Source organism: Streptomyces sp. RerS4, from assembly GCF_023515955.1.
Classification (GTDB): Bacteria; Actinomycetota; Actinomycetes; order Streptomycetales; family Streptomycetaceae; genus Streptomyces.
This window is the reverse complement of the sequence record NZ_CP097322.1, coordinates 1,569,805-1,593,503: the sequence shown is the minus strand read 5'-3', so window position 1 is coordinate 1,593,503 and position 23,699 is coordinate 1,569,805. Positions and strand designations below refer to the sequence as shown.

The following is a 23,699-nucleotide window of genomic DNA, read 5'->3' as shown; positions in this document are numbered from 1 at the left end:
CGGGGAGGCGGGTCATCCGGTCAGGCGGCATCCATCGTTCCGTACGGACGATGGAAAGCCGCCCGAGTCTGCGCCCCGCGGTTCGCACGCGGCGGTGCTCCGGTTGTTTTGGAGCCCCTGCCTGTGCCCGGCGGGGCTTTTTTGGTTCCCGCCGCGGTAGGTCTGACGACACAAGACGTCAGCGGTTGTCTGCCAGACATCCGTGTGGTGCTACCGAGGAGGATCCATCAGCACCGAGCCCCGCATCAACGATCGGATTCGTGTCCCTGAGGTGCGACTCGTCGGTCCCAGCGGCGAGCAGGTGGGCATCGTCCCGCTTGCGAAGGCGCTTGAGCTCGCGCAGGAGTACGACCTCGACCTGGTCGAGGTCGCCGCGTCTGCACGCCCGCCGGTCTGCAAGCTCATGGACTACGGCAAGTTCAAGTACGAGTCGGCCATGAAGGCCCGTGAGGCGCGCAAGAACCAGGCGCACACGGTCATCAAGGAAATGAAGCTCCGGCCGAAGATCGACCCGCACGACTATGACACCAAGAAGGGTCACGTCGTTCGGTTCCTCAAGCAGGGCGACAAGGTCAAGATCACGATCATGTTCCGTGGTCGCGAGCAGTCCAGGCCGGAACTCGGCTACCGACTGCTGCAGCGTCTCGCTTCGGACGTCGAGGACCTCGGCTTCATCGAGTCGAACCCGAAGCAGGACGGCCGAAACATGATCATGGTTCTCGGTCCGCACAAGAAGAAGACCGAGGCGATGGCCGAAGCCCGCGAGGCGCAGGCCGCCCGCAAGGCCGAGCGCCAGGGTGTCGCCGCCGGCGTCGAGGAGGCTCCTTCCGAGGAGACCGCCCCGGTCGAGGCAGCGGCCACCGAGGTCGCCTCCGACGAGGCTTCCTCCACCGAGGCGAACACCGAGGCCTGATCCCGAGGCAGCCCGTCTCGGATCACCGACACAACATGACGCTCCCGCCAGCCGGTCCCTCACCGGACCGGTGGGAGCGCCACCGACGAGGAGATAACGGCGCCATGCCGAAGAACAAGACGCACAGCGGTACCAAGAAGCGCTTCAAGGTCACCGGCTCCGGCAAGGTGCTCCGCGAGCGCGCCGGCAAGCGCCACCTGCTCGAGCACAAGTCGTCCCGTGTCACCCGCCGCCTGACCGGCAACGCGGAGATGGCCCCCGGCGACGCCGCGAAGATCAAGAAGCTTCTCGGCATCTGATCCGCTTCCGCTCCCCTTCGGAGCGGACGGTTCAAGACCGGGACCCCATCGAATTCGGGTCGTGTGAAGACAACCACGGCCCCGCTACAAGGAGTTAAAAAGTGGCACGCGTCAAGCGGGCAGTAAACGCCCACAAGAAGCGCCGGGCGATCCTCGAGGCGGCCTCCGGCTACCGCGGTCAGCGTTCGCGCCTGTACCGCAAGGCCAAGGAGCAGGTCACCCACTCGCTGGTCTACAACTTCAACGACCGCAAGAAGCGCAAGGGCGACTTCCGTCAGCTGTGGATCCAGCGCATCAACGCCGCTGCCCGCCAGAACGGCATGACGTACAACCGCCTCATCCAGGGTCTGAAGGCCGCCAACATCGAGGTGGACCGCAAGATCCTCGCGGAGCTGGCCGTCAACGACGCCAACGCGTTCGCCGCCCTCGTCGAGGTCGCGCAGAAGGCCCTCCCGGCCGACGTCAACGCCCCCAAGGCCGCCGCCTAAGGGCTAGCCGGTCCCGCTTGACGCGACCGGCCCCACGGACCCGCAGGCGATGCGCCTGCGGGTCCGTGTGCTTTCGCCCCACCCCCGGGCCCCCGGAACCTTCGAAAGAGAACCGCAGACACATGGGTTACCCCGACGAGCTGATCTCCCCCCGATCCCCGCGGGTGGCCGCCGCCAGGCGCCTGGCGCGGCGCAACTTCCGCACCAAGGAGCGGCGGTTCATCGCCGAGGGCCCGCAGGCCGTCCGGGAGGCCGTCGAGCACCGCGGGGCCCAGGGCGCGACCCTGATCGAGCTGTTCGCCACCGTCGAGGCCGCCGAGCGCTACGCCGACATCGTCGAGGCCGCGCTGCTGGCCGGGGCCCGCGTGCACTACGCCTCCGACGAGGTGCTCGCCGAGGTCTCGCAGACCGTGACCCCGCAGGGCCTGGTCGGCGTCTGCCACTTCCTGGACTCCCCGTTCGAGGAGATCCTCAAGGCCGGCCCCAAGCTGGTCGCCGTCCTCGCGCACGTCCGCGACCCCGGGAACGCCGGCACGGTCCTGCGCTGCGCCGACGCCGCCGGCGCCGACGCCGTCGTGCTGACCGACGCCTCCGTCGACCTGTACAACCCCAAGTCGGTACGGGCCTCCGTGGGCTCCCTCTTCCACCTGCCGGTCGCCGTCGGCGTCCCGGTCGAGCAGGCCGTCGAGGGGCTGCGGGCGGCCGGGGTGCGCATCCTCGCCGCCGACGGCGCCGGCACGGACGACCTCGACGCCGAACTGGACGCCGGCACCATGGGCGGCCCCTCGGCCTGGGTCTTCGGCAACGAGGCCTGGGGGCTGCCCGAGGAGACCCGGGCGCTCGCCGACGCCGTCGTGCGCGTCCCGATCCACGGCAAGGCCGAGAGCCTGAACCTCGCCACCGCCGCCGCCGTGTGCCTCTACGCGTCCGCGCGTGCACAGCGGGCGTCCGGAGGGTGCCGCTCCGTGACCCCCAGCTAGTAGGGTGGCCGCCCGGGGGCCACCGCGCTCCTCGGAGATGTGGGGTACGGGGAAATGACCGTCGGTACGAACAGCTCGCCGGGGGCCGCGGGAGCCGCGGACGCGGCCGGGGAAGGGCCCCGGGACACCCCCGGGCGGCCCGCCGAAGCCCTCCGACCCCTCGCGTCCGGTCCGGCCGCCGTCCCCGACGCGCTGCGCGGGTGCCGCCGCAGGCCCCGCGGCCGCCCGCCGGGCCCCGACCGGGCAGGACGGCCCGCACGGCCGCGGGGCGGGCACGGGGCCCCGTACGACCGCCGCCGACGCGAACGACCGGGGCTCGGCGGAGTTCGGGCTGATCGACCCCGACGAGCTGCCCGAGGGCCTCGTCGTCGCCGACCACACCGGGCGGGTCATCTGCTTCAACCGGGCCGCCGCCCGGATGACCGCCACCGACCCCGCCGAGGCCCTCGGCGCCCGCATCGACCGCGCCCTGCCGCTGGAGGACCTCGAAGGCCGCCGCTGGTGGGCGCTGACCGACCCCTACGGCGGCCTCGCCACCCGACGCGGCCAGCCCGAGCGCAACCTGCTGCTCCCCGGCGGCCGCGAGGTGCTCGTCTCCGCCCGGTACGTGCGCACCCATCCCACCGGCCCGCTGCGCCGCCTCGTGGTCACCCTGCGCGGCACCGAGGCCCGGCGCCGCACCGAGCGCAGCCACGCCGAGCTGATCGCCACCGTCGCGCACGAACTGCGCTCGCCGCTGACCTCCGTCAAGGGGTTCACCGCGACCCTGCTCGCCAAGTGGGAACGCTTCACCGACGACCAGAAGCGGCTGATGCTGGAGACCGTCGACGCCGACGCCAACCGCGTCACCCGGCTGATCGCCGAGCTGCTCGACATCTCCCGCATCGACTCCGGCCGCCTGGAGGTGCGCAGGCAGCCGGTGGACCTCGCCGCCGCCGTCGGCCGGCACGTCCAGGCGCTCACCGCGAACGGTCAGCCCCCCGAACGGTTCCTCGTCCGGGTCAGCCGTCCGCTGCCGGACTGCTGGGCCGATCCGGACAAGATCGACCAGATCCTGGGCAACCTGCTCGAAAATGCGGTGCGCCACGGTGACGGAACGGTCACCATCGACGTATCGCCGCATGAGAAGGGAACCGCCGTCACCGTGACCGACGAAGGCCCCGGGATCCCCGAGGAGTCGATGGGCCGCGTCTTCACCCGCTTCTGGCGGGGCAGCAAGCGCGGCGGCACCGGCCTGGGCCTGTACATCGTCAAGGGGATCGTGGAAGCCCACGGCGGCACCATCACCGTCGGCCGCGGCCCCGGCGGCGGCGCCGAGTTCCGATTTATCCTGCCCGTGAGCGCGCCGGCCTACCTCACCCAGTAACCCTGCGGAGAGTCTCGCCAGGCGGCCCACGGGCTCCTTCACCCCCGTCGACCTTTAGACTCGTCCTTTGGCACCTTTGTGTCCGCGTGCCGAGTCTTAGCCGAGTCGTACGGGGACCACCAGCCAGCCATCGGAAGTACGGGAAGAGATGTCGGCACCGAACAAGTCGTACGACCCTGTCGAGGTCGAGGCACTGAAACCGGAAGAGATCGAGCGCATGCGGGACGAGGCGCTCGCCGCCTTCGCGTCCGCCGGCGACCTCGACGAGCTCCGCGAGGCGAAGACCGCGCACATGGGCGACCGCTCGCCCCTCGCGCTCGCCAACCGCGAGATCGGCGCCCTGCCGCCCCAGGCCAAGGCCGAGGCGGGCAAGCGCGTCGGACAGGCCCGCGGCGCCGTGAACAAGGCCTTCGGGGCCCGCACGGTCGAGCTGGAGGCCGAGCGCGACGAGCGGGTGCTGGTCGAGGAGGCCGTGGACGTCACGCTGCCTTACGACCGCGTGCCCGCCGGCGCCCGCCACCCCCTGACCACGTTGATGGACCGCATCGCGGACATCTTCGTGGCCATGGGCTACGAGGTCGCGGAAGGCCCCGAGGTCGAGGCGGAGTGGTTCAACTTCGACGCCCTCAACTTCACGCCCGACCACCCGGCCCGCCAGATGCAGGACACCTTCTTCGTCAAGGGCCCGGAAGGCACCGAAGGCGACGAGTCCGGCGTCGTGCTGCGCACCCACACCTCCCCGGTGCAGGCGCGCTCGCTGCTGGAGCGCAAGCCGCCCGTCTACATCGTCTGCCCCGGCCGCGTGTACCGCACCGACGAGCTCGACGCGACGCACACGCCCGTCTTCCACCAGGTCGAGCTGCTCGCCGTGGACGAGGGCCTGACCATGGCGGACCTCAAGGGCACCATGGACCACATGGTCCAGGAGCTGTTCGGCGAGGGCACCACCACGCGCCTGCGCCCGCACTTCTTCCCCTTCACCGAGCCGTCCGCCGAGATGGACATGCAGTGCTACGTGTGCCGCGGCGCGTCGGTGGGCAACCCCGACCGCCCCTGCCGTACCTGCTCCAGCGAGGGCTGGATCGAGCTCGGCGGCTGCGGCATGGTCAACCCGAAGGTGCTCATCGCCTGCGGCGTCGACCCCGAGAAGTACAGCGGCTTCGCCTTCGGCTTCGGCATCGAGCGGATGCTGATGTTCCGTCACAATGTGGAAGACATGCGAGACATGGTCGAGGGTGACGTGCGTTTCACCCGACCGTTCGGGAGTGAGATCTGATGCGCGTCCCGCTTTCCTGGCTGCGGGAGTACGTTGATCTCCCCGCGGGTGAAACCGGCCGTGACGTGGCCGCCAAGCTGGTCGACGCCGGCCTTGAGGTCGAGACCGTCGAGCAGCTCGGCGCCGGGCTCACGGGCCCCCTCGTCGTCGGTCAGGTGTTGACCATCGAGGAGCTCGAAGGCTTCCGCAAGCCGATCCGTTTCTGCACGGTCGACGTCGGTCAGGCCAACGGCACCGGCGCCCCGCAGGAGATCGTCTGCGGCGCCCGGAACTTCGCCGTCGGCGACAAGGTCGTCGTGGTCCTGCCCGGCGCCGTCCTGCCCGGCGACTTCGCGATCGCCTCGCGCAAGACGTACGGCCGTACCTCGCACGGCATGATCTGCTCCGGCGACGAGCTCGGCATGGGCGACGACGGCACGCACGGCATCATCGTGCTGCCGCCGGAGTACGAGGTCGGCACCGACGCGATCGAGCTGCTCCAGCTCGTCGACGAGGTCCTCCACATCGACATCACCCCGGACCGCGGCTACTGCATGTCGATGCGCGGTGTGGCCCGCGAGGCCGCCACCGCCTACGGCCTGCCGCTGCGCGACCCGGCACTGCTCGACGTCCCGGCGCCGAACTCCTACGGCTACCTCGTCAAGATCGACGACCCGACCGGCTGCGACCGCTTCACCGCCCGCACGGTGACCGGTCTCGACCCCGAGGCGAAGTCCCCGATCTGGCTCACGCGGCGCCTGCAGAAGGCCGGCATGCGCCCGGTCTCGCTCGCCGTCGACATCACCAACTACGTGATGCTCGAACTCGGCCAGCCGCTGCACGCCTACGACCGCTCCCGCCTCGACGGCGCGATCGGCGTGCGCCGCGCGGAGCAGGGCGAGAAGTTCACCACCCTCGACGGGGTCAAGCGCACCCTCGACGCCGAGGACCTGGTGATCACCGACAACAGCGGCCCCATCGGGCTCGCCGGTGTCATGGGCGGCGCCAACACCGAGATCGCCGACTCCGTCACCGACCCGGAGACGGGCGTCGTCACCGGCACCACCGACGTGGTGATCGAGGCCGCGCACTTCGACTCCGTGGCGATCTCGCGCACCGCCCGCCGCCTGAAGCTCTCCTCCGAGGCCTCCAAGCGCTTCGAGCGGGGCGTCGACCCGCAGGCCGCCGCCGCTGCCGCGCAGCGCACCGTCGACCTCCTCGTGCTCCTCGCCGGCGGCACCGCCGAGGCGGGCGTCACCGAGCTGATCGCCCCGGGCGCCCCGCGCACCATCGCGATGCGCGCGGACCACCCGGACCGCGTCGCGGGCATGGAGTACGGCCGCGAGACCGTCGTACGCCGCCTCCAGGAGGTCGGCTGCGACGTCTACGGCCAGGACGAGCTGGTCGTCACCGTCCCGTCGTGGCGGCCCGACCTCGCCGAGCCCAACGACCTCGCCGAGGAGGTCATCCGCCTGGAGGGCTACGGGAACCTCCCGTCCACCCTCCCGCAGGTGCCCTCCGGTCGCGGTCTGACCGCCCGGCAGCAGCTGCACCGCCGCGTCGGCCGCGCGCTCGCGGGCGCCGGCTACGTGGAGGCGTTGAGCTACCCCTTCATCGGCGAGGGCGTCTTCGACCAGCTCCAGCTGCCCGCGCACGACGCGAGCCGCCGGGTCGTGAAGCTCGTCAACCCGATCTCCGACGAGGAGCCGGCGCTGCGCACCACGCTGCTGCCGGGTCTGCTCGGCGCGCTGCGCCGCAACGACAGCCGGGGCAGCCACGACCTCGCGCTCTTCGAGACCGGTTCGGTCTTCCTGGCCGCCGCCGAGGCGGGTGTCGCCGTACGGCTGCCCGTCGACCGGCGTCCCACGGACGAGGAGGTCGCCACCCTGAACGCGGCCCTGCCCGCGCAGCCGCGCCACGCCGCGGTCGTGCTGGCCGGCGCCCGCGAGCAGGCCGGCTGGTGGGGCAAGGGCCGCCCGGCCGACTGGGCCGACGCGATCCAGGCCGCCCGCTCCCTGGCCGTCGAGGCCGGTGCCGAACTGGTCGTCCGCCAGGGCCAGTACGGGCCCTGGCACCCGGGCCGCTGCGCCGAGCTCGTCGTCACCCTGGACGGCGTGGAGACGGTCATCGGCCACGCCGGTGAGCTGCACCCCCGCGTCGTCAAGGCGCTGGGCCTGCCCGCGCGGACCAGTGCCATGGAGCTCGACCTCGACCGCCTCGCGGCGGCCGGCGGCGAGGCCCTCCAGGCGCCCCGGATCTCCTCCTTCCCGGTGGCGACCCAGGACGTCGCGCTGATCGTGGACGCCTCCGTCCCGGCGGCCTCCGTCGAGGACGCGCTGCGCGAGGGCGCCGGCGAACTGCTGGAGTCCCTGCGGCTGTTCGACGTGTTCACCGGCGAGCAGGTCGGCGAGGGCAAGAAGTCCCTGGCCTACGCGCTGCGCTTCCGGGCCCCCGACCGCACGCTGACGGCCGAGGAGTCCACGGCCGCCCGCGACGCGGCGGTGGCCCTGGCCGGCGAGCGGACCGGGGCGGTGCTGCGGGGCGCGTGAGCACCCGGCGGCGGGTCGTAAGGGCCCAGCCGTAAAGCCCTGTTGAGGGGGCACGCCCGGACCACCGGGCGTGCCCCCTCACTCATTCGGGTGAGAACGCCGGTGACCCGTGTCCGGTGCGTCGTGAGGTCGACACAATCGTTTCGGCCGGATGGCCGGAAGGGGAGTGTCCTACGGATGACCACGCGCGGGCGGATGCGCCGGACGCACGGGTTGCGCCGGGTGTGCGTCCTCGCCTGGGGCGGCGCCGCGGTGTCCTGGGAGCTGACCTCCCCCGGGCCGCCGGCGCGGAGCCTGGCGACCTGCGCGGCGTTCCTGCTCCTCGCCACGGGCTGCGCCCTGCACACCCGCCGCGGACTCGTCGGGGAACTGCGGCGCTCGCGCGCCATCGCCGGTGCCACACAGCGGGTGCTGCTGCGGCCGCTGCCCGCGCGGATCGAGGGCCTCACGATCTCCGCCGCCCAACTGTCCGCGAGCCGGGGCGCGTCGGTGGGCGGGGACCTGTACGAGGCCGTGCCGACGGCGTACGGGGTACGGGTGCTCATCGGCGACGTACGGGGCCACGGGCTGCCCGCGCTGGGGGCGGCCGCCGCCGTCCTCGGTTCCTTCCGCGAGGCGGCGTACGACGAACCCTCGCCGGCGGCGGTGCTGCGCCGGCTGGAGCGTTCCCTCCAGCGGCACCTGCGCGAGCGGGCCCGTACGGAACACCCGGCGGCCCGCGCGGGCGAGCCGGAGTCCCCGTCGGGGGAGGAGTTCGTGACGGTGCTGCTGCTCCAGATCGCCCCGGACGGCTCCGTGCTGGCCCTGAACTGCGGCCACCCCTGGCCGTACCGGATCGGCCCGCGCCCGGTGCCGCTGCCGCTGCCGCTCCCGAGCCGGGAACCCTGCGGGATCGCCCCGGCGGGGCGCGGCGAGGTGGCGGCGCGCCCGTACGCCGAGCACGGGCCCGCCCGACCCGGGCAGCCGTGCGGCGGCGAGCCGGTGGCCGTGACGCGGCTGGTCGGCGGCGAGATCCTGCCGCCGCTGGGGGTCCTGCCGCTGCCGCACGACCTCGGACCGCAGCCCTGCGGGGAACTCGCGCCGGGCGAGGTGCTGGTCCTGCACACCGACGGGGCGGAGGACGCCCGGGACGGCCGCGGCCGGTTCTTCCCGCTGGGCCGCGTCCTGGCCGGCGCGCCGGCGCTCACGCCCGCCCGGCTGGTGGCGGGCGTGCACACCGCGCTGCTGCGCCACACGGGAGGGCGACTCACCGACGACGTCGCCCTGCTCGTGCTGCGCAACGACCGCGCCTGACCGGCCCGGTCCGACGGGTGCCGGTCCGGCGGGTGCCGGTCCGCACCGGACCGGTGGACGAGCCCGGTGCGGACCTGGCCCGGCTGCCGTCGGGTCCCGGCGACCAACCGGGACCCGACGGAGCCGCTGCGCGCGCCGCCCGCCTGCCATGGAGTGTCGGGCAGACAGCAAGGCGGGCGGCGCGGTGTCGGGTCGTCGCACTGTACGAGGGGGAGCCGACGACCCGAGCGGCCTCATTGGCGAGGCTCTTCAGTGAACCGCCGAAAGGCCCTCCCCGGGCAGGGTCCGTATCGCATTTATGCGCGTACGACATTCACACCCCGTGTGAAGCGCGCACCCACTAGCCTGATTCCGCCGAGCCCTTGGAGGGGCCCATGCAGCCCAACGCCCTGCTCGACGCCCTCCTCGCCGAGGCGGGCATGTCCCGCGCCGGACTCGCCGCGCACGTCAACCAGGCGGGCCGCAGCCGCGGACTCGCGCTGCGCTACGAACACACCGCCGTCTCCCGTTGGTTGAAGGGGCAGCGCCCGCGCGGTCAGGTGCCCGACCTGATCTGCGAGGTGCTGGGCGGGCGCCTGCACCGGCCCGTCGGCCTCGACGACATCGGGCTCGGCATCCCCGGCCAGGCCGGCGCGCACGCCACCCGCATCGGCGGCTTCGTCGACCGGGCCACCGCCCTGTGGCGCTCCGACGAACTGGGCCGGCCCGCGCAACTCACCGCCGAGGCCGTCACCGGCACCCCGGCGGTGATCCCGGTCTGGGAGTGGGAGAACCCGCCCGAGGACGCCGACGTCTCCCGCTGCGGGCCGCTGCGCGTCGGGCCCGAGCACATCGAGATCCTGCGCGCCGCACGGGCCCACTACGAGCTGATGTACCGCCGGGCCGGCGGCATGGCCACCCGGGCCCGCATCGTGCGCTTCCTCGGCAGCGAGACCGCGCCGCTGCTGCGCGGCAGTTACCCCGACGACCTCGGCCGGCTGCTGCACCGGGCCACCGGTTCCCTGGTGGCCGTCGCGGGCATCTGCGCCTACGACTCCGACGCCCACGGCCTCGCCCAACGCTACTTCCACCAGGCCCTGCGGCTCGCGAAGGCGAGCGGGGACCGGGGGCTCGGCGCCTACGTGATCGCGCTCCTGGTCAACCAGTCCCTGCACCTGCGGGAGTTCCGCCAGGCCGTCGCCTTCGCGGAGGCCGCGCTGAGGGCCGCCGGACGTGACACCACCCCGGCCCTCGCCGCCGACCTGTACGCGATGCAGGCCAAGGCCTACGCCCAACTCGGCGACGCGGCGGCCGCGTTGGCCTGCATCCACAGCGCCGAGGCCGCCGCAGCACGGATCCGGCCCGGCGCCGAGCCCGAGGAGACCGGCTACGTCCAGCCCGGACTGGTCAACGTCCAGGTGGCCCAGGCGCTGCTGAGCCTCGGGGAACTGGACGCCGCGCACGAACAGGCCGCCGAGGCCGCCTCCGCGCCCGCGCACGACCGGGGTCGGGTCCACCGGCTGGCGATGCTCTGCGAGATCCAGCTTCGCCAGGGCGAGGCGGACCGGGCGGTGGTGGCGGCGGCCGAGATGGCGGAACGGGCCAAGGGGATGGAGTCGCTGCGACTGCGCGACCGGCTGCGGGCGGTCCGCGAACAGGTGTCGGCCAGCGGCTGCGCCGGCGCGGAGGAGACCGTCCGCCTCATCGACGAGGCGCTGCGCGTTCCCTTCTGAGGGCTCGGACTGCTGCCATGTTGCCACCTACGAAGTGAAAGGTGGCACAAACGTGCAGTGGATGAACCTGAGTGAGCAGACCGTGTACAAGAACCGCTGGTTCGACGTGAATCTCGCGGATGTGGAACTCCCCGACGGACGCCACCTGGACCACTTCGTGATCCGGCTGCGGCCGGTCGCCGTCGCCACGGCCGTCAACGACGCCGACGAGGTGCTGCTGCTGTGGCGGCACCGGTTCATCACCGACAGCTGGGGCTGGGAGCTGCCCGCCGGCGTGGTCGAGGACGGCGAATCCGTCGAGGCGGCGGCGGCCCGGGAGATGGAGGAGGAATCGGGCTGGCGGCCGGGCCCGCTGCGCCACCTGATGACGGTGGAGCCCTCGAACGGGCTGACCGACGCCCGTCACCACCTCTACTGGGCGGAGGGGGCCACGTACGTCGGACCGCCCGAGGACGGGTTCGAGTCCTCGCGTCGGGAGTGGGTGCCGCTCAAGCTGGTGCCCGACATGATCGCGCGCGGAGAGGTCCCGGCCGCCAACATGGCGGCCGGGCTGCTCCTGTTGCGTCACCTGCGGCTCGGCTAGCAGGCCCGCGCGGGGTGGTGGCCGGTCAGCCGTACGGGTAGAAGCCCGAGCCCGTCTTGCGGCCGAGGCGACCGGCGTCGACCATGCGCTGGAGCAGCGGGGGAGCGGCGTACAGCGGCTCCTTGTACTCGGCGTACATGGAGTCGGCGATGGAGACGATGGTGTCCAGGCCGATCAGGTCCGACAGCTTCAGCGGGCCCATGGGGTGGGCGCAGCCCAACTCCATGCCGTTGTCGATGTCCTCGCGGCTCGCGATGCCGGACTCGAACATCCGGATCGCGGACAGCAGGTAGGGGACCAGCAGCGCGTTGACCACGAAGCCGGAACGGTCCTGGGCGCGGACGGCGTGCTTGCCCAGCACGTCCCGCACCAGGGCCTCGGCCCGCTTGACGGTCTCCTCGCCGGTGGTGAGCGCCGGGATCAGCTCGACGAGCTTCTGCACCGGGGCCGGGTTGAAGAAGTGGATGCCGATGACCTGGTCCGGCCGCGAGGTCGCGACGGCCAGCTTGACCAGCGGGATCGAGGAGGTGTTGGAGGCGAGGATCGCGTCCGGGCGGGTGATCACCTGGTCGAGGACCTGGAAGATCTCCGTCTTGACCTGCTCGTTCTCCACGACGGCCTCGATGACGAGGTCGCGGTCGGCGAACTCGCCGAGATCGGTGGTGAAGCTGAGGCGGGCCAGGGTGGCGTCCCGCTCCTCCTCGGTGATCTTGCCGCGTTCGGCGGCCTTGGTCAGCGAGTTGTGCAGCCGGGTGCGCCCGATCTCCAGGGCCTCGCCGGTGGTCTCGGCGACCTTCACCTCAAGACCGCTGCGGGCGCACACCTCGGCGATGCCCGCGCCCATCTGGCCGCAGCCCACCACGCCGACCCGTGCGATGTCGGTCGGGAGGGTAGAGAGGTCAGTCACATCGTGCCTTTCGCAGCTCATCCATCGCGGGTCCCCCGTGTCTGTGCAGTGGTAACTGCGTTCCGGCGCCCGCCACGCCCCCCGACGTTACCCCCGTCCCTGGAGTGTGTGGCGGGCCGGGGCGGGCATGCTGGCCCCACGCGAGACAATGTCACGGAACGGAGTTGATTCGTCACATGACGTACATCGGGCGGCGGGGGCTGCTGGCGGGAGCGGCGGGGGCGCTGGCGGCGACGGCCGTGGTGGGGCTCGGCGCGGAGGCCTCGGCGGCGCCACGGGCGGCGCCGGCACCGGAGCCGGCGCATCCGCGCCGGGCGGGGACGCCGGAATTCCGGGGGATGTGGATCGCCACCGTACAGAACGTGGACTGGCCCTCCGAGGCGGGACTCTCCGCGCGCCGGCAGCGCGACGAGCTGACCGCGTTCCTCGACGCCGCCGTGGAGCGCCGGCTGAACACGGTGATGCTCCAGGTGCGGCCGGCGGCCGACGCGTTGTGGCCCTCGCCGCACGAGCCGTGGTCGCAGTGGCTGAGCGGGACGCAGGGCCGCGATCCCGGCTGGGATCCGCTGGGCGTGGCGGTCGCGGAGGCGCACCGTCGGGGGCTGGAGTTGCACGCCTGGTTCAACCCCTACCGCGTGGCCAACCACGCCGACCCCGGCCGGCTGGTCGCCTCGCACCCGGCCCGTCGCAACCCCGGCTGGCTCGTCGCGTACGGCGGCAAGCTGTATTACAACCCCGGACTGCCCGACGTACGGGCCTTCGTGCAGCGGGCGATGCTCGACGCGGTGTCCCGCTACGCGGTCGACGGGGTGCACTGGGACGACTACTTCTACCCCTACCCGGTGAGCGGCGAGCGCTTCGACGACGACGCGGCGTACGAGCGGTACGGCGGCTCCTTCGACACCCGGGCCGACTGGCGGCGCGACAACATCGACACGCTGGTGCGCGAGATGTCCGCCGAGGTGCGCCGGATCCGACCGGCGGCCCGCTTCGGGATCAGCCCGTTCGGGGTGTGGCGGGGCGACGACGTCGACCCGCGCGGCTCGCGGACGCGGGCGGGCGTGTCCACGTACGACGACCTGTACGCGGACACCCGCAAGTGGGTCAAGGAGGGCCTGCTCGACTACATCGTCCCGCAGGCCTACTGGCACATCGGCCACCCCACCGCCGACTACGCGGCGATCGTGCCCTGGTGGGCCGAGACGGTACGGGGCACCGGCGTCGACCTCTACGTGGGGGAGGCGCTGTACCGCTGCGACGCCGAGAGCCCGACGAAGGCCTGGCGGGACCCGGCCGAGTTGTCGCGGCACCTGACCTTCGCCCGGAAGCACCCCGAGGTACGGGGCCACTCGTACTTCTCCGCGAAGTACGTGGTGGCGGACCCCAACGGCGCGATGGACCGGGTCGTCGCCGACCACTACCGCGCGGCGGCGCCACCGCGTTGACGCGGGCGGGCGCCGCTGCCCGGCCGGCCCGTGGGGCGGGCCGGCCGGGCAGCCGGTGGCGTTCAGCGCCGCTGAGTGGTGTCCGCTGAGTTGGTGTCCGCTGGGTGGTCTGCGCTGGGTGGTGTTCAGTGGCGGGGCGGCTCGGCCGGGTGGCGGACCACGCAGTCGGGTCCGGGAGCCATGAGGGCCTCGTGGCCGTCCTCGAAACGGACCCGGTACGGGGGGGTTCCGTTCTCGCCCAGCACCTGGGTGATCTCGCCCACCTTGTCGTGCTGTCCGACGATCCTGCCGTGCTGCACCAGCTGGTCGCCCTCGGTAGCGTGCATAACCGGCCTCCTCGGTGACGGTCCGATCCAGTGATTGCAGTTTAGGGCGATTCGCGGCTATTTGACCCGCTGGGTCACGGCGATGCAGACGAGGACCGCGCCGGCGGCGGCCGGGGCGGCCGGCGTCAGGTGCTCGCCCAGCAGCGCCACCGACCAGACCAGGGTCAGCAGCGGCTGGGCGAGCTGGAGCTGGCTGGCGCGCGGGGCCCCGATCGCGGCCATGCCCCGGTACCAGACGTACAGGCCGAGGAAGGTGGACCCGGCGGCAGCCCACAGCAGCCCGATCACCCCGTGGGCGCTCAGCCGCACCGGCTCGTACGCGAGCCCGAGCGCGGCGCCGACCACCGTGATCGGCAGGCACCCGACCAGGGCCCAGCCGATCACCTGCCAACCCGGCAGCTCCCGGGCGAGCCGGGCGCCCTCGGTGTATCCGGCCGCGCAGACCAGGAGCGCCCCGAACAGGTAGAGGTCCCCCGTGGACGGGGCACCGCCGCTCTGCGCGAGGGCGAAGGCGAGGACGACCGCCGCCCCGGCGACGGCCGCCGCCCAGAAGCGGCCGGACGGGCGGGCGCCCGTCCGCAGGGCGGACAGCGCGGCGGTGGTCAGCGGCAGCAGCCCGACGACGACGGCGGCGTGCGAGGTGGTCGAGGTTTGCAGCGCGAGGGTGGTCAGCAGCGGGAACCCGACGACCACCCCGCCGGCGACGACGGCGAGCCCCACCCCGTGCTCGCGGCGGGGCAGGGGCGCCCGCACGGCGAGCAGGAAGGTGCCCGCGATGACGGCGGCGAGCACGCTGCGCAGGGCCACCAGCGACCAGGGGCCGAAGCTCTCCAGGCCCCAGGCGGTGGAGGGGAAGGTCAGCGAGAAGGCGACGACGCCGAGCGCGGCGAGGACGGTACCGGTACGCGCGCTCGTACCCGCCACGCCGGCCGGCGCGGCTCCGCTCCGGGGGAGGGCGGCCCGCGAGCGGTCGGGGTCCGGGCTGCCCGGGACCTGGACCGCTATCGCGGCGGAGGGAGTAGCGCTATTCTGTGCTGTCATGCATGAGCGTAACAGTGTGGCGGAACTGGCGGAATCCCTGCGGTCCGAGCTCGACCGCTACCCGGTAGGTGGAAAGCTGCCGTCCAGTCGGGCCCTCGTGGAGCGCTACCGGGTGAGCCCCGTGACCGTTTCGCGGTCCCTCGCGCAGCTCGCCGCCGAGGGCCTGGTCGTCACCCGGCCCGGCGCCGGCGTCTACCGGGCCCGGCCGCGTACGAGCGACCCCGAGCGCGGCGACACCTCCTGGCAGGAGGTCGCCCTCAGCGCCGAGGGCGTCGGCGAGGTCGTCCCGCGTTCCGTGGACGCCTCGGGCGTCCTGGCCTCGCTGGCCGCCTCGCCCACCGGGGTGATCGAGCTCAACGGCGGCTACCTGCACCCCTCGCTCCAGCCCGAGCGGGCCATGGCCGCCGCCCTCGCGCGGGCCGGCCGCCGCCCCGGGGCCTGGGGGCGACCGCCCGTGGAGGGGCTGCCGGAGCTGCGGGACTGGTTCGCCCGGGAGATCGGCGGAGCGGCGGGGGCCCTGGGCGCCGCCGACGTCCTGATCACCGCCGGGGGGCAGAGCGCCCTCACCGCCGCCGTACGGGCGCTGGCCCCGCCGGGAGCACCGATCCTGGTCGAGTCGCCCACCTACCCCGGGCTGCTGTCCATCGCCCGCGCCTCCGGCTGCCGCCCGGTGCCGGTGCCGATGGACGCCGACGGCGTCCGACCGGAGCTGCTGGCCGCCGCCTTCGAAGCCACGGGCGCACGGGTCTTCGTATGCCAGCCGCTGTTCCAGAACCCGACCGGGGTGGTGCTGTCCGCCGCGCGGCGGTCGGAGGTGCTGCGGATCGCGCGCGCCGCCGGGGCGTTCGTCGTGGAGGACGACTACGCGCGCTCCCTCGCGCACGAGGACGCGGGTCCCCTGCCCCCGACCCTCGCCGCCGAGGACACCGACGGGGTCGTCGTCCACCTCCGCTCGCTCACCAAGGTCACCTCGCCCAGCCTGCGCGTCGGCGCGCTCGCCGCCCGGGGCCCGGTGCTGGACCGGCTGCGTGCCATCCAGGTCGTGGACTCCTTCTTCGTGCCCCGCCCGCTCCAGGAGGCCGCCCTCGAACTGGTCGGCAGCCCCGCCTGGCCGCGCCACCTGCGGGCCGTCGCCGCCGAGCTGCGCCACCGCCGCGACGTGCTCGCGGGGGCCCTGCGTCGGGAGCTGCCCGGGGTGGAACTGCCGCACCTGCCGTCCGGGAGCTACCAGTTGTGGGTCCGGCCGGGCGGGAGCGGTGACGACGCCACCTTCGCGGCGGCCGCTCTGCGCGCCGGGGTCGCGGTCGCCCCCGGCCGCCCGTACTTCTGCGCCGAGCCGCCGGCCCCGTACGTACGGCTGAGCTTCGCGGGGGTCTCGGGGCCGGGCGACCTGGTGGAGGCGGTCCAGCGGCTGCGCGGCGCGACGGAGGACCGACCGGCCGGCAAACTCGGTTGAGGCGGTCGTGACGTGCCGCCTAGCCTGCGGAAATGACCGCAGAAGCCGCAGAGAGCGCACAGATCGCCGAGACATCCGACGCGTCCGGGCCTGACACCGGGATCGTGATCACCTCCATCGCCGCCCGTCCCGAACTGGCCTCGCGGCTCTGGGACATGGAGGACTCCTGGCCGGAGTTCTCCGTCAACGACGCGCTGGGCTGGCTCCTCTACCCCCGCATGGTCGCCGAGTTCCCGGACCACGTCTGGATCGCGACCGAGGGCGACGAGGTCATCGCCCGAGCCTTCAGCCTGCCCTTCGCCCTGCACACCGAGGCACGGGGCGGCGTACTGCCGGCGAACGGCTGGGACGCGGTCCTCATGTGGGCCTTCTCCGACCAGCGGCGCGGGGTGGAGCCTGACACGGTCAGCGCCATCGAGATCAGCGTCGCCACCGACCGACAGGGCGAGGGCCTGTCGGCGCGGATGCTCGCCGCGATGCGCGAGAGCGTACGGGCGGCCGGCTTCGCGGAGCTGGTCGCCCCGGTCCGGCCGAGCGGCAAGCCGGCCGAGCCGGACACGCCGATGGCCGAGTACGCGTACCGCACCCGCGAGGACGGCCTCCCTTACGACCCGTGGCTACGGGTCCACGTGCGCGCGGGCGCGGTCATCGACTCGGTGGCCCCGCTGTCGATGACCGTCAGCGGCTCGCTCGCGCAGTGGCGGGAGTGGACCGGCCTGCCCTTCGACACGGCGGGACCGGTCCAGGTCCCGGGGGCGCTGGTGCCGGTCCACTGTGAACCGGAGCGCGGCTACGCGGTCTATGTGGAGCCGAACGTATGGGTGCGGCACCCGCTGGGATAGGTTGAACGCGTTCAACACGAGTCCAGTGAACGGAGGGCCGGCCATGGGAGCCATCGCGACGGTCGGCACGTGCCGGCGGGGCGGGAGGCGGGGCGTGGTGCGGAGGGGATCGGCGCATCCCTGGCAGTTGGCCCTGGTGCTGTTCGCCGTACTGGCCCCGCTGCCGCCCGCCATCGGCTTCAGTCGCGTCGTGGACGGCCACGGGTACTGGGTGCTGATCGGGCTGACCACGGCCGCGGTGGCGTCGCCGCTGTTCCTGCACCGCCGGCGGGCGGCCTTCGTGGGTACCGCCGGGGTCGTGGGTGCCGTGTTGGTGCCGTGGATCCTCTTCGGGATCCTGATCGGCCTGGGGACCTTCGCCCTGTCGGTGCCCCTGCTGTGGGCCGCCGGCGCCGCCGACCCCCGCCGCCGCCCGGTGGCGGCCCCCGCGCTCTTCGCGGCGGGGACCCTCCTCTGGGTCGCCATCGTGGCCCTTCCCGGCTTCTGGTGGTGGCGCTGACCCGCCGGCGGCCGAAGCGCGCGGTGGGCGAGGTGGGTCAGGCGAAAGACCTTTGCATAAAACTGCGGGCGTACGTATAGTCATGCCATCGAGGAGGAGGACCGATGGTGGTACGTGTAGCGGTGGCCGGAGCGAGTGGGTACGCGGGCGGGGAAGTCCTGCGTCTGCTGCTCTCGCACCCCCAGGTGGAGATCGGCGCGCTGACCGGGAACTCCAACGCCGGGCAGTCCTTCGGCGACCTCCAGCCGCACCTGGTGCCGCTCGCGGGCCGGACGTTGGAGGCGACCACGCCCGAGGTCCTCGCCGGCCACGACGTCGTCTTCCTCGCGCTGCCCCACGGGCAGTCCGCCGCCGTCGCCGCCCGGCTCGGCGAGGACGTCCTCGTCATCGACATGGGCGCCGACCACCGGCTGAAGGACTCCGCCGACTGGGACGCGTTCTACGGCGCCCCGCACGCCGGGACCTGGCCCTACGGCCTGCCCGAGCTGCCCGGCGGCCGGGCCGCCCTGGAGGGCTCGAAGCGCATCGCCGTCCCCGGCTGCTTCCCCACCGCCGTCTCCCTCGCGCTCTACCCCGCCTACCAGGCCCGCCTCGCCGAGCCCGAGGCCGTGATCGTCGCCGCCACCGGCACCTCCGGCGCGGGCAAGGCCCTCAAGCCGCACCTGCTCGGCTCCGAGGTCATGGGCACGGTCACCCCGTACGGCGTCGGCGGCGTCCACCGGCACACCCCCGAGATGGTGCAGAACCTCTCCCCGCTGGCCGGGGAACGGGTCGCCGTCTCCTTCACCGCCACCCTCGTCCCCATGCCGCGCGGCATCCTCGCCACCTGCTCGGCCAAGGCGCGCCCCGGCACCACCGCCGAGTCGCTGCGCGCCGCGTACGAGAAGGCGTACGCCGACGAGCCGTTCGTCCGGCTCCTGCCGGCGGGGACGTGGCCCACCACCAAGGCGGTGTACGGCTCCAACGCCGTCCACCTCCAGGTCGCCTACGACGAGTCCGTCCAGCGGATCATCGCCATCAGCGCCATCGACAACCTCACCAAGGGCACCGCCGGCGGCGCGGTGCAGAGCATGAACATCGCCCTCGGCCTGCCCGAGGCACTGGGTCTTTCCACGATCGGAGTCGCACCGTGAGCGTCACGGCAGCACAAGGATTCACGGCGGCGGGCATCGCCGCCGGGATCAAGGCGAACGGCAACCCGGACCTGGCCCTCGTGGTCAACCAGGGGCCGCGACTGGCCGCAGCGGGCGTCTTCACCTCCAACCGCGTCAAGGCCGCCCCCGTGCACTGGTCCGAGCAGGTCCTGCGCGGCGGCACCGTCAGCGCGGTCGTCCTCAACTCCGGCGGCGCCAACGCCTGCACCGGACCCAAGGGCTTCCAGGACACCCACGCCACCGCCGAGAAGGTCGCGGCCACGCTCAACGAGCACGGTCTCGGCGGGGAGCACAACGCCGGGGAGGTCGCCGTCGCCTCCACCGGGCTCATCGGCGTCCTGCTCCCCATGGACAAGCTCCTGCCCGGCATCGACACCGCCGTGGCGGCCCTGTCCGCCGACGGCGGCGAGGCCGCCGCCATCGCCATCAAGACCACCGACACCGTGCACAAGACGGCCGTCGCCACCCGGGACGGCTGGACCGTCGGCGGCATGGCCAAGGGCGCGGGCATGCTCGCCCCGGGCCTCGCCACCATGCTCGTCGTCCTCACCACCGACGCCGACCTGGACAGCGCCACCCTCGACCGGGCCCTGCGCGACGCCACCCGCACCACCTTCGACCGGGTCGACTCCGACGGCTGCATGTCCACCAACGACACGGTGCTGCTGCTCGCGTCCGGCGCCTCCGGCCACGTCCCGGCGTACGAGGACTTCGCGGCGGCCGTACGGACCGTCTGCGACGACCTCGCCCGCCAGCTCATCGGCGACGCCGAGGGGGCCAGCAAGGACATCCGCATCGAGGTGATCGGCGCGGCCACCGAGGACGACGCCGTCGAGGTGGGCCGGTCCATCGCCCGCAACAACCTGCTCAAGTGCGCCATCCACGGCGAGGACCCGAACTGGGGCCGGGTGCTCTCCGCCATCGGCACCACGAAGGCCGCCTTCGACCCGGACCACCTCAACGTCGCCATCAACGACGTGTGGGTCTGCAAGAACGGCTCGGTCGGCGAGGACCGCGACCTCGTCTCGATGAAGGACCGCGAGGTGCGCATCACCGCCGACCTGTCCACCGGCTCGTCATCCGCCGTGATCTGGGCCAACGACCTGACCGCCGAGTACGTCCACGAGAACAGCGCCTACAGCTCATGACGACCGCGAGGAAGCACACCGCCCTGCCCAAGGCCGAGATCCTCATCGAGGCGCTGCCCTGGCTCACCCGACACAACGGCAAGATCGTCGTGATCAAGTTCGGCGGCAACGCCATGATCGACGAGGACCTGAAGGCCGCCTTCGCCCAGGACGTGGTCTTCCTGCGCCAGGCCGGCCTGCGGCCCGTCGTGGTCCACGGCGGCGGCCCGCAGATCAACGCCCAGCTCGACAAGCAGGGGCTGGTCAGCGAGTTCAAGGCGGGTCTGCGGGTCACCACCCCGGAGGCCATGGACGTCGTACGGATGGTCCTGGCGGGTCAGGTGCAGCGCGAGCTGGTCGGGCTGCTCAACCAGCACGGCCCCCTCGCCGTCGGCCTGACCGGCGAGGACGCCCACACCATCACCGCCACCAAGCACACCCCCGAGATCGACGGCGAACGCGTCGACATCGGCCGCGTCGGCGAGATCACCGCGATCGACACCGGCGCCATCGAGGCCCTCCTCGCGGACGGCCGCATCCCGGTCATCTCCTCGATCGCCCGCAGCGCGGACGACCACCACGTCTACAACGTGAACGCCGACACCGCCGCCGCCGCGCTCGCCGCCGCGCTCGGCGCCGAGACGCTGATGGTCCTCACCGACGTCGAGGGCCTCTACGCGGACTGGCCGAGCAGCGACGAGGTCATCAGCCGGCTCACCGTCAGCGAACTGGAGAAGCTGCTGCCCGAGCTGTCCAGCGGCATGGTGCCCAAGATGGAGGGCTGCCTGCACGCCGTGCGCGGCGGCGTCGGCACCGCCCGCGTCATCGACGGCCGGGTGCAGCATTCGATCCTGCTGGAGATCTTCACCGACGAGGGCATCGGCACGATGGTCGTGCCGGACGACCAGGGCTCGAACGCCAAGGGCTCGAACGCCAAGGGAGGCGACGCGGCATGACCGGCAACCAGGATTACGCGGCCCGCTGGCGGGGCGCGCTGACCAACAACTACGGCACCCCGGCGCTGGCCCTCGTACGCGGCGCCGGCGCGCAGGTCTGGGACGCGGACGGCAAGCAGTACACCGACTACGTCGGCGGCATCGCCGTCAACGCCCTCGGGCACGCCCACCCGGCGATCGTCGGGGCCGTCTCCACGCAGATCGCCGCCCTCGGCCACGTCTCGAACCTCTACGCCTCCGAGCCCGTCCTCGCGCTCGGAGAGCGGCTGCTCCAGCTGTTCGGCCGCGAGGGCCGGGTTTTCTTCTGCAACTCCGGCGCCGAGGCCGTCGAGGCCGTCTTCAAGATCGGCCGGTTGACGGGGCGCACCCACATGGTCGCCACCGACGGCGGCTTCCACGGCCGGACCATGGGCGCCCTCGCGCTCACCGGCCAGCCGGCGAAGCAGGCGCCCTTCCTGCCGCTGCCCGGCGACGTCACCCACGTCCCGTACGGCGACGTGGAGGCCCTGCGGGCCGCCGTCACCGAGGAGACGGCGCTCGTCCTCATCGAACCGATCCAGGGCGAGAACGGCGTCGTCGTCCCGCCCGCCGGCTACCTCACGGCCGCCCGCGAGATCACCCGCGCCACCGGGACCCTGCTGGCCCTCGACGAGGTGCAGACCGGCATCGGTCGCTGCGGCCAGTGGTTCGAGCACCAGGCCCACGAGGGCGTCGAGCCGGATCTCGTCACGCTCGCGAAGGGTCTCGGCGGCGGTCTGCCGATCGGCGCCGTCGCCGCCTTCGGCCCGACCGCCGACCTGCTCCAGCCCGGCCAGCACGGCACCACCTTCGGCGGGAACCCGGTCGCCTGCGCCGCCGGCCTCGCCGTGATCGACACCATCGCCGCCGACGGACTGCTCGACCGGGTCAAGGCCCGCGGCGAGCGGCTGCGCGCCGGAATCGAAGGCTCCGGGCATCCGCTGGTCTCCCACGTCCGCGGTTCGGGCCTGCTGCTGGGTATCGTGCTGACGGAGCCGCTCGCGCAGAAGGCGCAGTCGGCGGCTCAGGAAGCCGGATTCCTGGTCAACGCGCCCGCCCCCGACGTCCTGCGGTTGATGCCCCCGTTCGTCATCACCGAGGCCGAGGTCGACGCGTTCGTCGGGGCCCTGCCCGGCATCCTCGACGCAGCGGGACGATCCGGAGAATGAGACGACGATGAGTCAGGCGCAGGAACACGAGCCCTGGAGGTCCCCCCAGACGGAGGCCGTGGGCGGACCGTCCGTCCCGCAGACCCGCACCGCCCGCCACCGCCGGATCGTGGACATCCTCAACCGGCAGCCGGTCCGCTCCCAGAGCCAGCTGGCCAAGCTCCTCGCCGACGACGGGCTGAGCGTCACCCAGGCGACGCTCTCCCGCGACCTCGACGAGCTGGGCGCGGTGAAGATCCGCAACACCGGTGGCGAGCTGATCTACGCGGTCCCCAGCGAGGGCGGCTTCCGCACCCCGCAGGCCCCGCTCGGGGAGTCGGCGAAGGAGGAGCGCATGCGGCGCCTCTCCGGCGAACTGCTGATCTCGGCCGAGGCCTCCGCGAACCTCGTGGTCCTGCGCACCCCGCCCGGCGCGGCCCAGTTCCTCGCCTCCGCGATCGACCAGGCGGAACTGCGCGAGATCCTCGGCACCATCGCCGGCGACGACACGCTGATGCTGATCAGCCGCGACCCGGCCGGCGGCCAGGCCCTGGCCGACCACCTCCTGCGTCTGGCGCAGAAGGAAGGCTGACCCGGCCCGTCCGACCCTGATCCGCCGGACACCCCCTAATACCGCGTCACCGCCAGCGGGCCGCCCTCCGTGCCGATCGCCAGGTGCGGGCGGCGGCGCGGGTCGGCCCAGCGCAGCAGCGCGCGCATCGCGCGCTCCGGGACCGAGACGCAACCGGCCGTCGCCCCCTTGCCGTTGACGTGCACGAAGATGCCCGCGCCCCGGCCGCGTACGGGGCGGTCGTAGTTGAACGCGACGACCAGCGCGTGCGCGTACTGCTGCCGGTACGTCACCAGGTGCTCGGCCTCGCCCGGCGCGCAGTCGGCCGGCAGCGGCTCCACCCACCGGTTGTAGCTCGTCGAGGCGTTGTCCTGGCACCACCAGGAACGGTCCGTCACCCGCCGGTACCCGTACCGCGTCCCGGCCGGCGCCGGCGCGATGCCGAAGGCGTACGGGAGCGGGTACAGGCCCGTCGGGGTGGTGTTCGTCCCCTGGACCCGGCTCTCCCCCTCCGCCAACCCCTTCGCGCCGAACCGGGCGGGCGCGTGGCCGGCCTCGTACCAGCGGCCCGCGCGCCGGTCCCACCAGGTGAGCCGGCCCGTCGTGGCGCCGGGCGACGGCGCGACGGCGGTGATCAGCTGGCTGCCGCCGCCGGTGTCGACGAGGCGCTCGGGCAGCGGCGGCGGGCCGAACGGGAAGTCGTCCGGGAGGACGGGTGGCGGGAACAGGGCGGCGAGGACCAGGGAGCCGGTCAGCAGAGCGGTACGCAGC

23 protein-coding genes are annotated in these 23,699 nt (G+C 73.1%); 19 read left to right on the top strand and 4 right to left on the bottom strand.

Annotation, left to right across the window (positions count from 1 at the left end):
• The first annotated feature begins 202 nt into the window (after positions 1-202).
• From infC to M4D82_RS07270, 10 genes are all read left to right on the top strand, one after another.
• Positions 203-913 carry a translation initiation factor IF-3 gene (gene infC, locus M4D82_RS07315; protein WP_249765257.1) on the top strand — a complete coding sequence of 237 codons (711 nt, stop codon included), beginning with the start codon at positions 203-205 and terminating at the stop codon, positions 911-913.
• A gap of 104 nt (positions 914-1,017) precedes the next feature.
• Positions 1,018-1,212: a 50S ribosomal protein L35 gene (gene rpmI / locus M4D82_RS07310; RefSeq protein ID WP_030012385.1), complete on the top strand. Its 195-nt coding sequence runs from the start codon at positions 1,018-1,020 to the stop codon at positions 1,210-1,212.
• A 101-nt stretch (positions 1,213-1,313) separates the two neighbouring features.
• The gene (gene rplT, locus M4D82_RS07305) at positions 1,314-1,700 is read left to right on the top strand and encodes a 50S ribosomal protein L20 (protein ID WP_007263143.1); all 387 of its coding nucleotides are present in this window, start codon (positions 1,314-1,316) and stop codon (positions 1,698-1,700) included.
• A 122-nt stretch (positions 1,701-1,822) separates the two neighbouring features.
• Positions 1,823-2,680 (top strand): TrmH family RNA methyltransferase, encoded by an 858-nt coding sequence (locus tag M4D82_RS07300; RefSeq protein ID WP_249765256.1) that lies wholly within the window; start codon positions 1,823-1,825, stop codon positions 2,678-2,680.
• A gap of 331 nt (positions 2,681-3,011) precedes the next feature.
• The gene (locus M4D82_RS07295; protein ID WP_249771540.1) at positions 3,012-4,046 is read left to right on the top strand and encodes a sensor histidine kinase; all 1,035 of its coding nucleotides are present in this window, start codon (positions 3,012-3,014) and stop codon (positions 4,044-4,046) included.
• A gap of 148 nt (positions 4,047-4,194) precedes the next feature.
• The gene (pheS, locus tag M4D82_RS07290) at positions 4,195-5,322 is read left to right on the top strand and encodes a phenylalanine--tRNA ligase subunit alpha (RefSeq protein WP_249765255.1); all 1,128 of its coding nucleotides are present in this window, start codon (positions 4,195-4,197) and stop codon (positions 5,320-5,322) included.
• Positions 5,322-7,850, top strand: a complete 2,529-nt coding sequence (gene pheT, locus M4D82_RS07285; protein WP_249765254.1) for a phenylalanine--tRNA ligase subunit beta — start codon at positions 5,322-5,324, stop codon at positions 7,848-7,850. The genes pheS and pheT overlap by 1 nt, the downstream gene beginning before the upstream one ends.
• 177 nt (positions 7,851-8,027) lie before the next feature.
• Positions 8,028-9,143 (top strand): PP2C family protein-serine/threonine phosphatase, encoded by a 1,116-nt coding sequence (locus M4D82_RS07280; protein WP_249765253.1) that lies wholly within the window; start codon positions 8,028-8,030, stop codon positions 9,141-9,143.
• Positions 9,144-9,517: 374 nt separating this feature from the next.
• Positions 9,518-10,855 (top strand): NsdA family TPR-like regulatory protein, encoded by a 1,338-nt coding sequence (locus M4D82_RS07275; protein WP_249765252.1) that lies wholly within the window; start codon positions 9,518-9,520, stop codon positions 10,853-10,855.
• Between the two features lie 52 nt (positions 10,856-10,907).
• Positions 10,908-11,438: an NUDIX hydrolase gene (locus M4D82_RS07270; protein WP_249765251.1), complete on the top strand. Its 531-nt coding sequence runs from the start codon at positions 10,908-10,910 to the stop codon at positions 11,436-11,438.
• Between the two features lie 25 nt (positions 11,439-11,463).
• Here the strand turns inward: M4D82_RS07270 and M4D82_RS07265 are convergent, their stop codons facing one another.
• Positions 11,464-12,366 carry a 3-hydroxybutyryl-CoA dehydrogenase gene (locus tag M4D82_RS07265; protein WP_249765250.1) on the bottom strand — a complete coding sequence of 301 codons (903 nt, stop codon included), beginning with the start codon at positions 12,364-12,366 and terminating at the stop codon, positions 11,464-11,466.
• A gap of 155 nt (positions 12,367-12,521) precedes the next feature.
• On the opposite strand from M4D82_RS07265, the gene M4D82_RS07260 reads away from it, so the two are divergent.
• The gene (locus tag M4D82_RS07260; RefSeq protein WP_249765249.1) at positions 12,522-13,790 is read left to right on the top strand and encodes a glycoside hydrolase family 10-like protein; all 1,269 of its coding nucleotides are present in this window, start codon (positions 12,522-12,524) and stop codon (positions 13,788-13,790) included.
• Between the two features lie 125 nt (positions 13,791-13,915).
• On the opposite strand, the gene M4D82_RS07255 is transcribed toward M4D82_RS07260, so the two are convergent.
• Both M4D82_RS07255 and M4D82_RS07250 read right to left on the bottom strand, forming a co-directional pair.
• Positions 13,916-14,116: a DUF1918 domain-containing protein gene (locus M4D82_RS07255; protein WP_249765248.1), complete on the bottom strand. Its 201-nt coding sequence runs from the start codon at positions 14,114-14,116 to the stop codon at positions 13,916-13,918.
• A 57-nt stretch (positions 14,117-14,173) separates the two neighbouring features.
• Positions 14,174-15,157 (bottom strand): DMT family transporter, encoded by a 984-nt coding sequence (locus M4D82_RS07250; RefSeq protein WP_249765247.1) that lies wholly within the window; start codon positions 15,155-15,157, stop codon positions 14,174-14,176.
• On the opposite strand from M4D82_RS07250, the gene M4D82_RS07245 reads away from it, so the two are divergent.
• From M4D82_RS07245 to M4D82_RS07210, 8 genes are all read left to right on the top strand, one after another.
• Complete coding sequence (locus M4D82_RS07245) at positions 15,156-16,613, top strand: aminotransferase-like domain-containing protein (RefSeq protein ID WP_249765246.1); 1,458 nt, start codon at positions 15,156-15,158, stop codon at positions 16,611-16,613. The genes M4D82_RS07250 and M4D82_RS07245 overlap by 2 nt on opposite strands.
• A 155-nt stretch (positions 16,614-16,768) precedes the next feature.
• Entirely contained in the window at positions 16,769-17,455 is a 687-nt protein-coding gene (locus tag M4D82_RS07240) for an N-acetyltransferase (RefSeq protein ID WP_249771538.1), read from the top strand.
• A gap of 94 nt (positions 17,456-17,549) precedes the next feature.
• Positions 17,550-17,954 (top strand): hypothetical protein, encoded by a 405-nt coding sequence (locus M4D82_RS07235; protein WP_249765245.1) that lies wholly within the window; start codon positions 17,550-17,552, stop codon positions 17,952-17,954.
• Between the two features lie 104 nt (positions 17,955-18,058).
• Positions 18,059-19,087, top strand: a complete 1,029-nt coding sequence (gene argC / locus M4D82_RS07230; RefSeq protein ID WP_249765244.1) for an N-acetyl-gamma-glutamyl-phosphate reductase — start codon at positions 18,059-18,061, stop codon at positions 19,085-19,087.
• Complete coding sequence (gene argJ, locus M4D82_RS07225; protein WP_249765243.1) at positions 19,084-20,256, top strand: bifunctional glutamate N-acetyltransferase/amino-acid acetyltransferase ArgJ; 1,173 nt, start codon at positions 19,084-19,086, stop codon at positions 20,254-20,256. Before argC ends, argJ begins: the two co-directional genes overlap by 4 nt.
• Positions 20,253-21,191 (top strand): acetylglutamate kinase, encoded by a 939-nt coding sequence (gene argB, locus M4D82_RS07220; RefSeq protein ID WP_249765242.1) that lies wholly within the window; start codon positions 20,253-20,255, stop codon positions 21,189-21,191. Before argJ ends, argB begins: the two co-directional genes overlap by 4 nt.
• Positions 21,188-22,378, top strand: coding sequence for an acetylornithine transaminase (locus M4D82_RS07215; RefSeq protein WP_249765241.1), 1,191 nt, complete (start codon positions 21,188-21,190; stop codon positions 22,376-22,378). Before argB ends, M4D82_RS07215 begins: the two co-directional genes overlap by 4 nt.
• Positions 22,379-22,385: 7 nt before the next feature.
• Positions 22,386-22,949, top strand: coding sequence for an arginine repressor (locus M4D82_RS07210; RefSeq protein ID WP_249765240.1), 564 nt, complete (start codon positions 22,386-22,388; stop codon positions 22,947-22,949).
• 35 nt (positions 22,950-22,984) lie between these two features.
• Here M4D82_RS07210 and M4D82_RS07205 read toward each other — a convergent pair whose 3' ends face one another.
• Entirely contained in the window at positions 22,985-23,698 is a 714-nt protein-coding gene (locus M4D82_RS07205; RefSeq protein WP_502989053.1) for a L,D-transpeptidase family protein, read from the bottom strand.
• Between the last annotated feature and the right edge of the window lies 1 nt (position 23,699).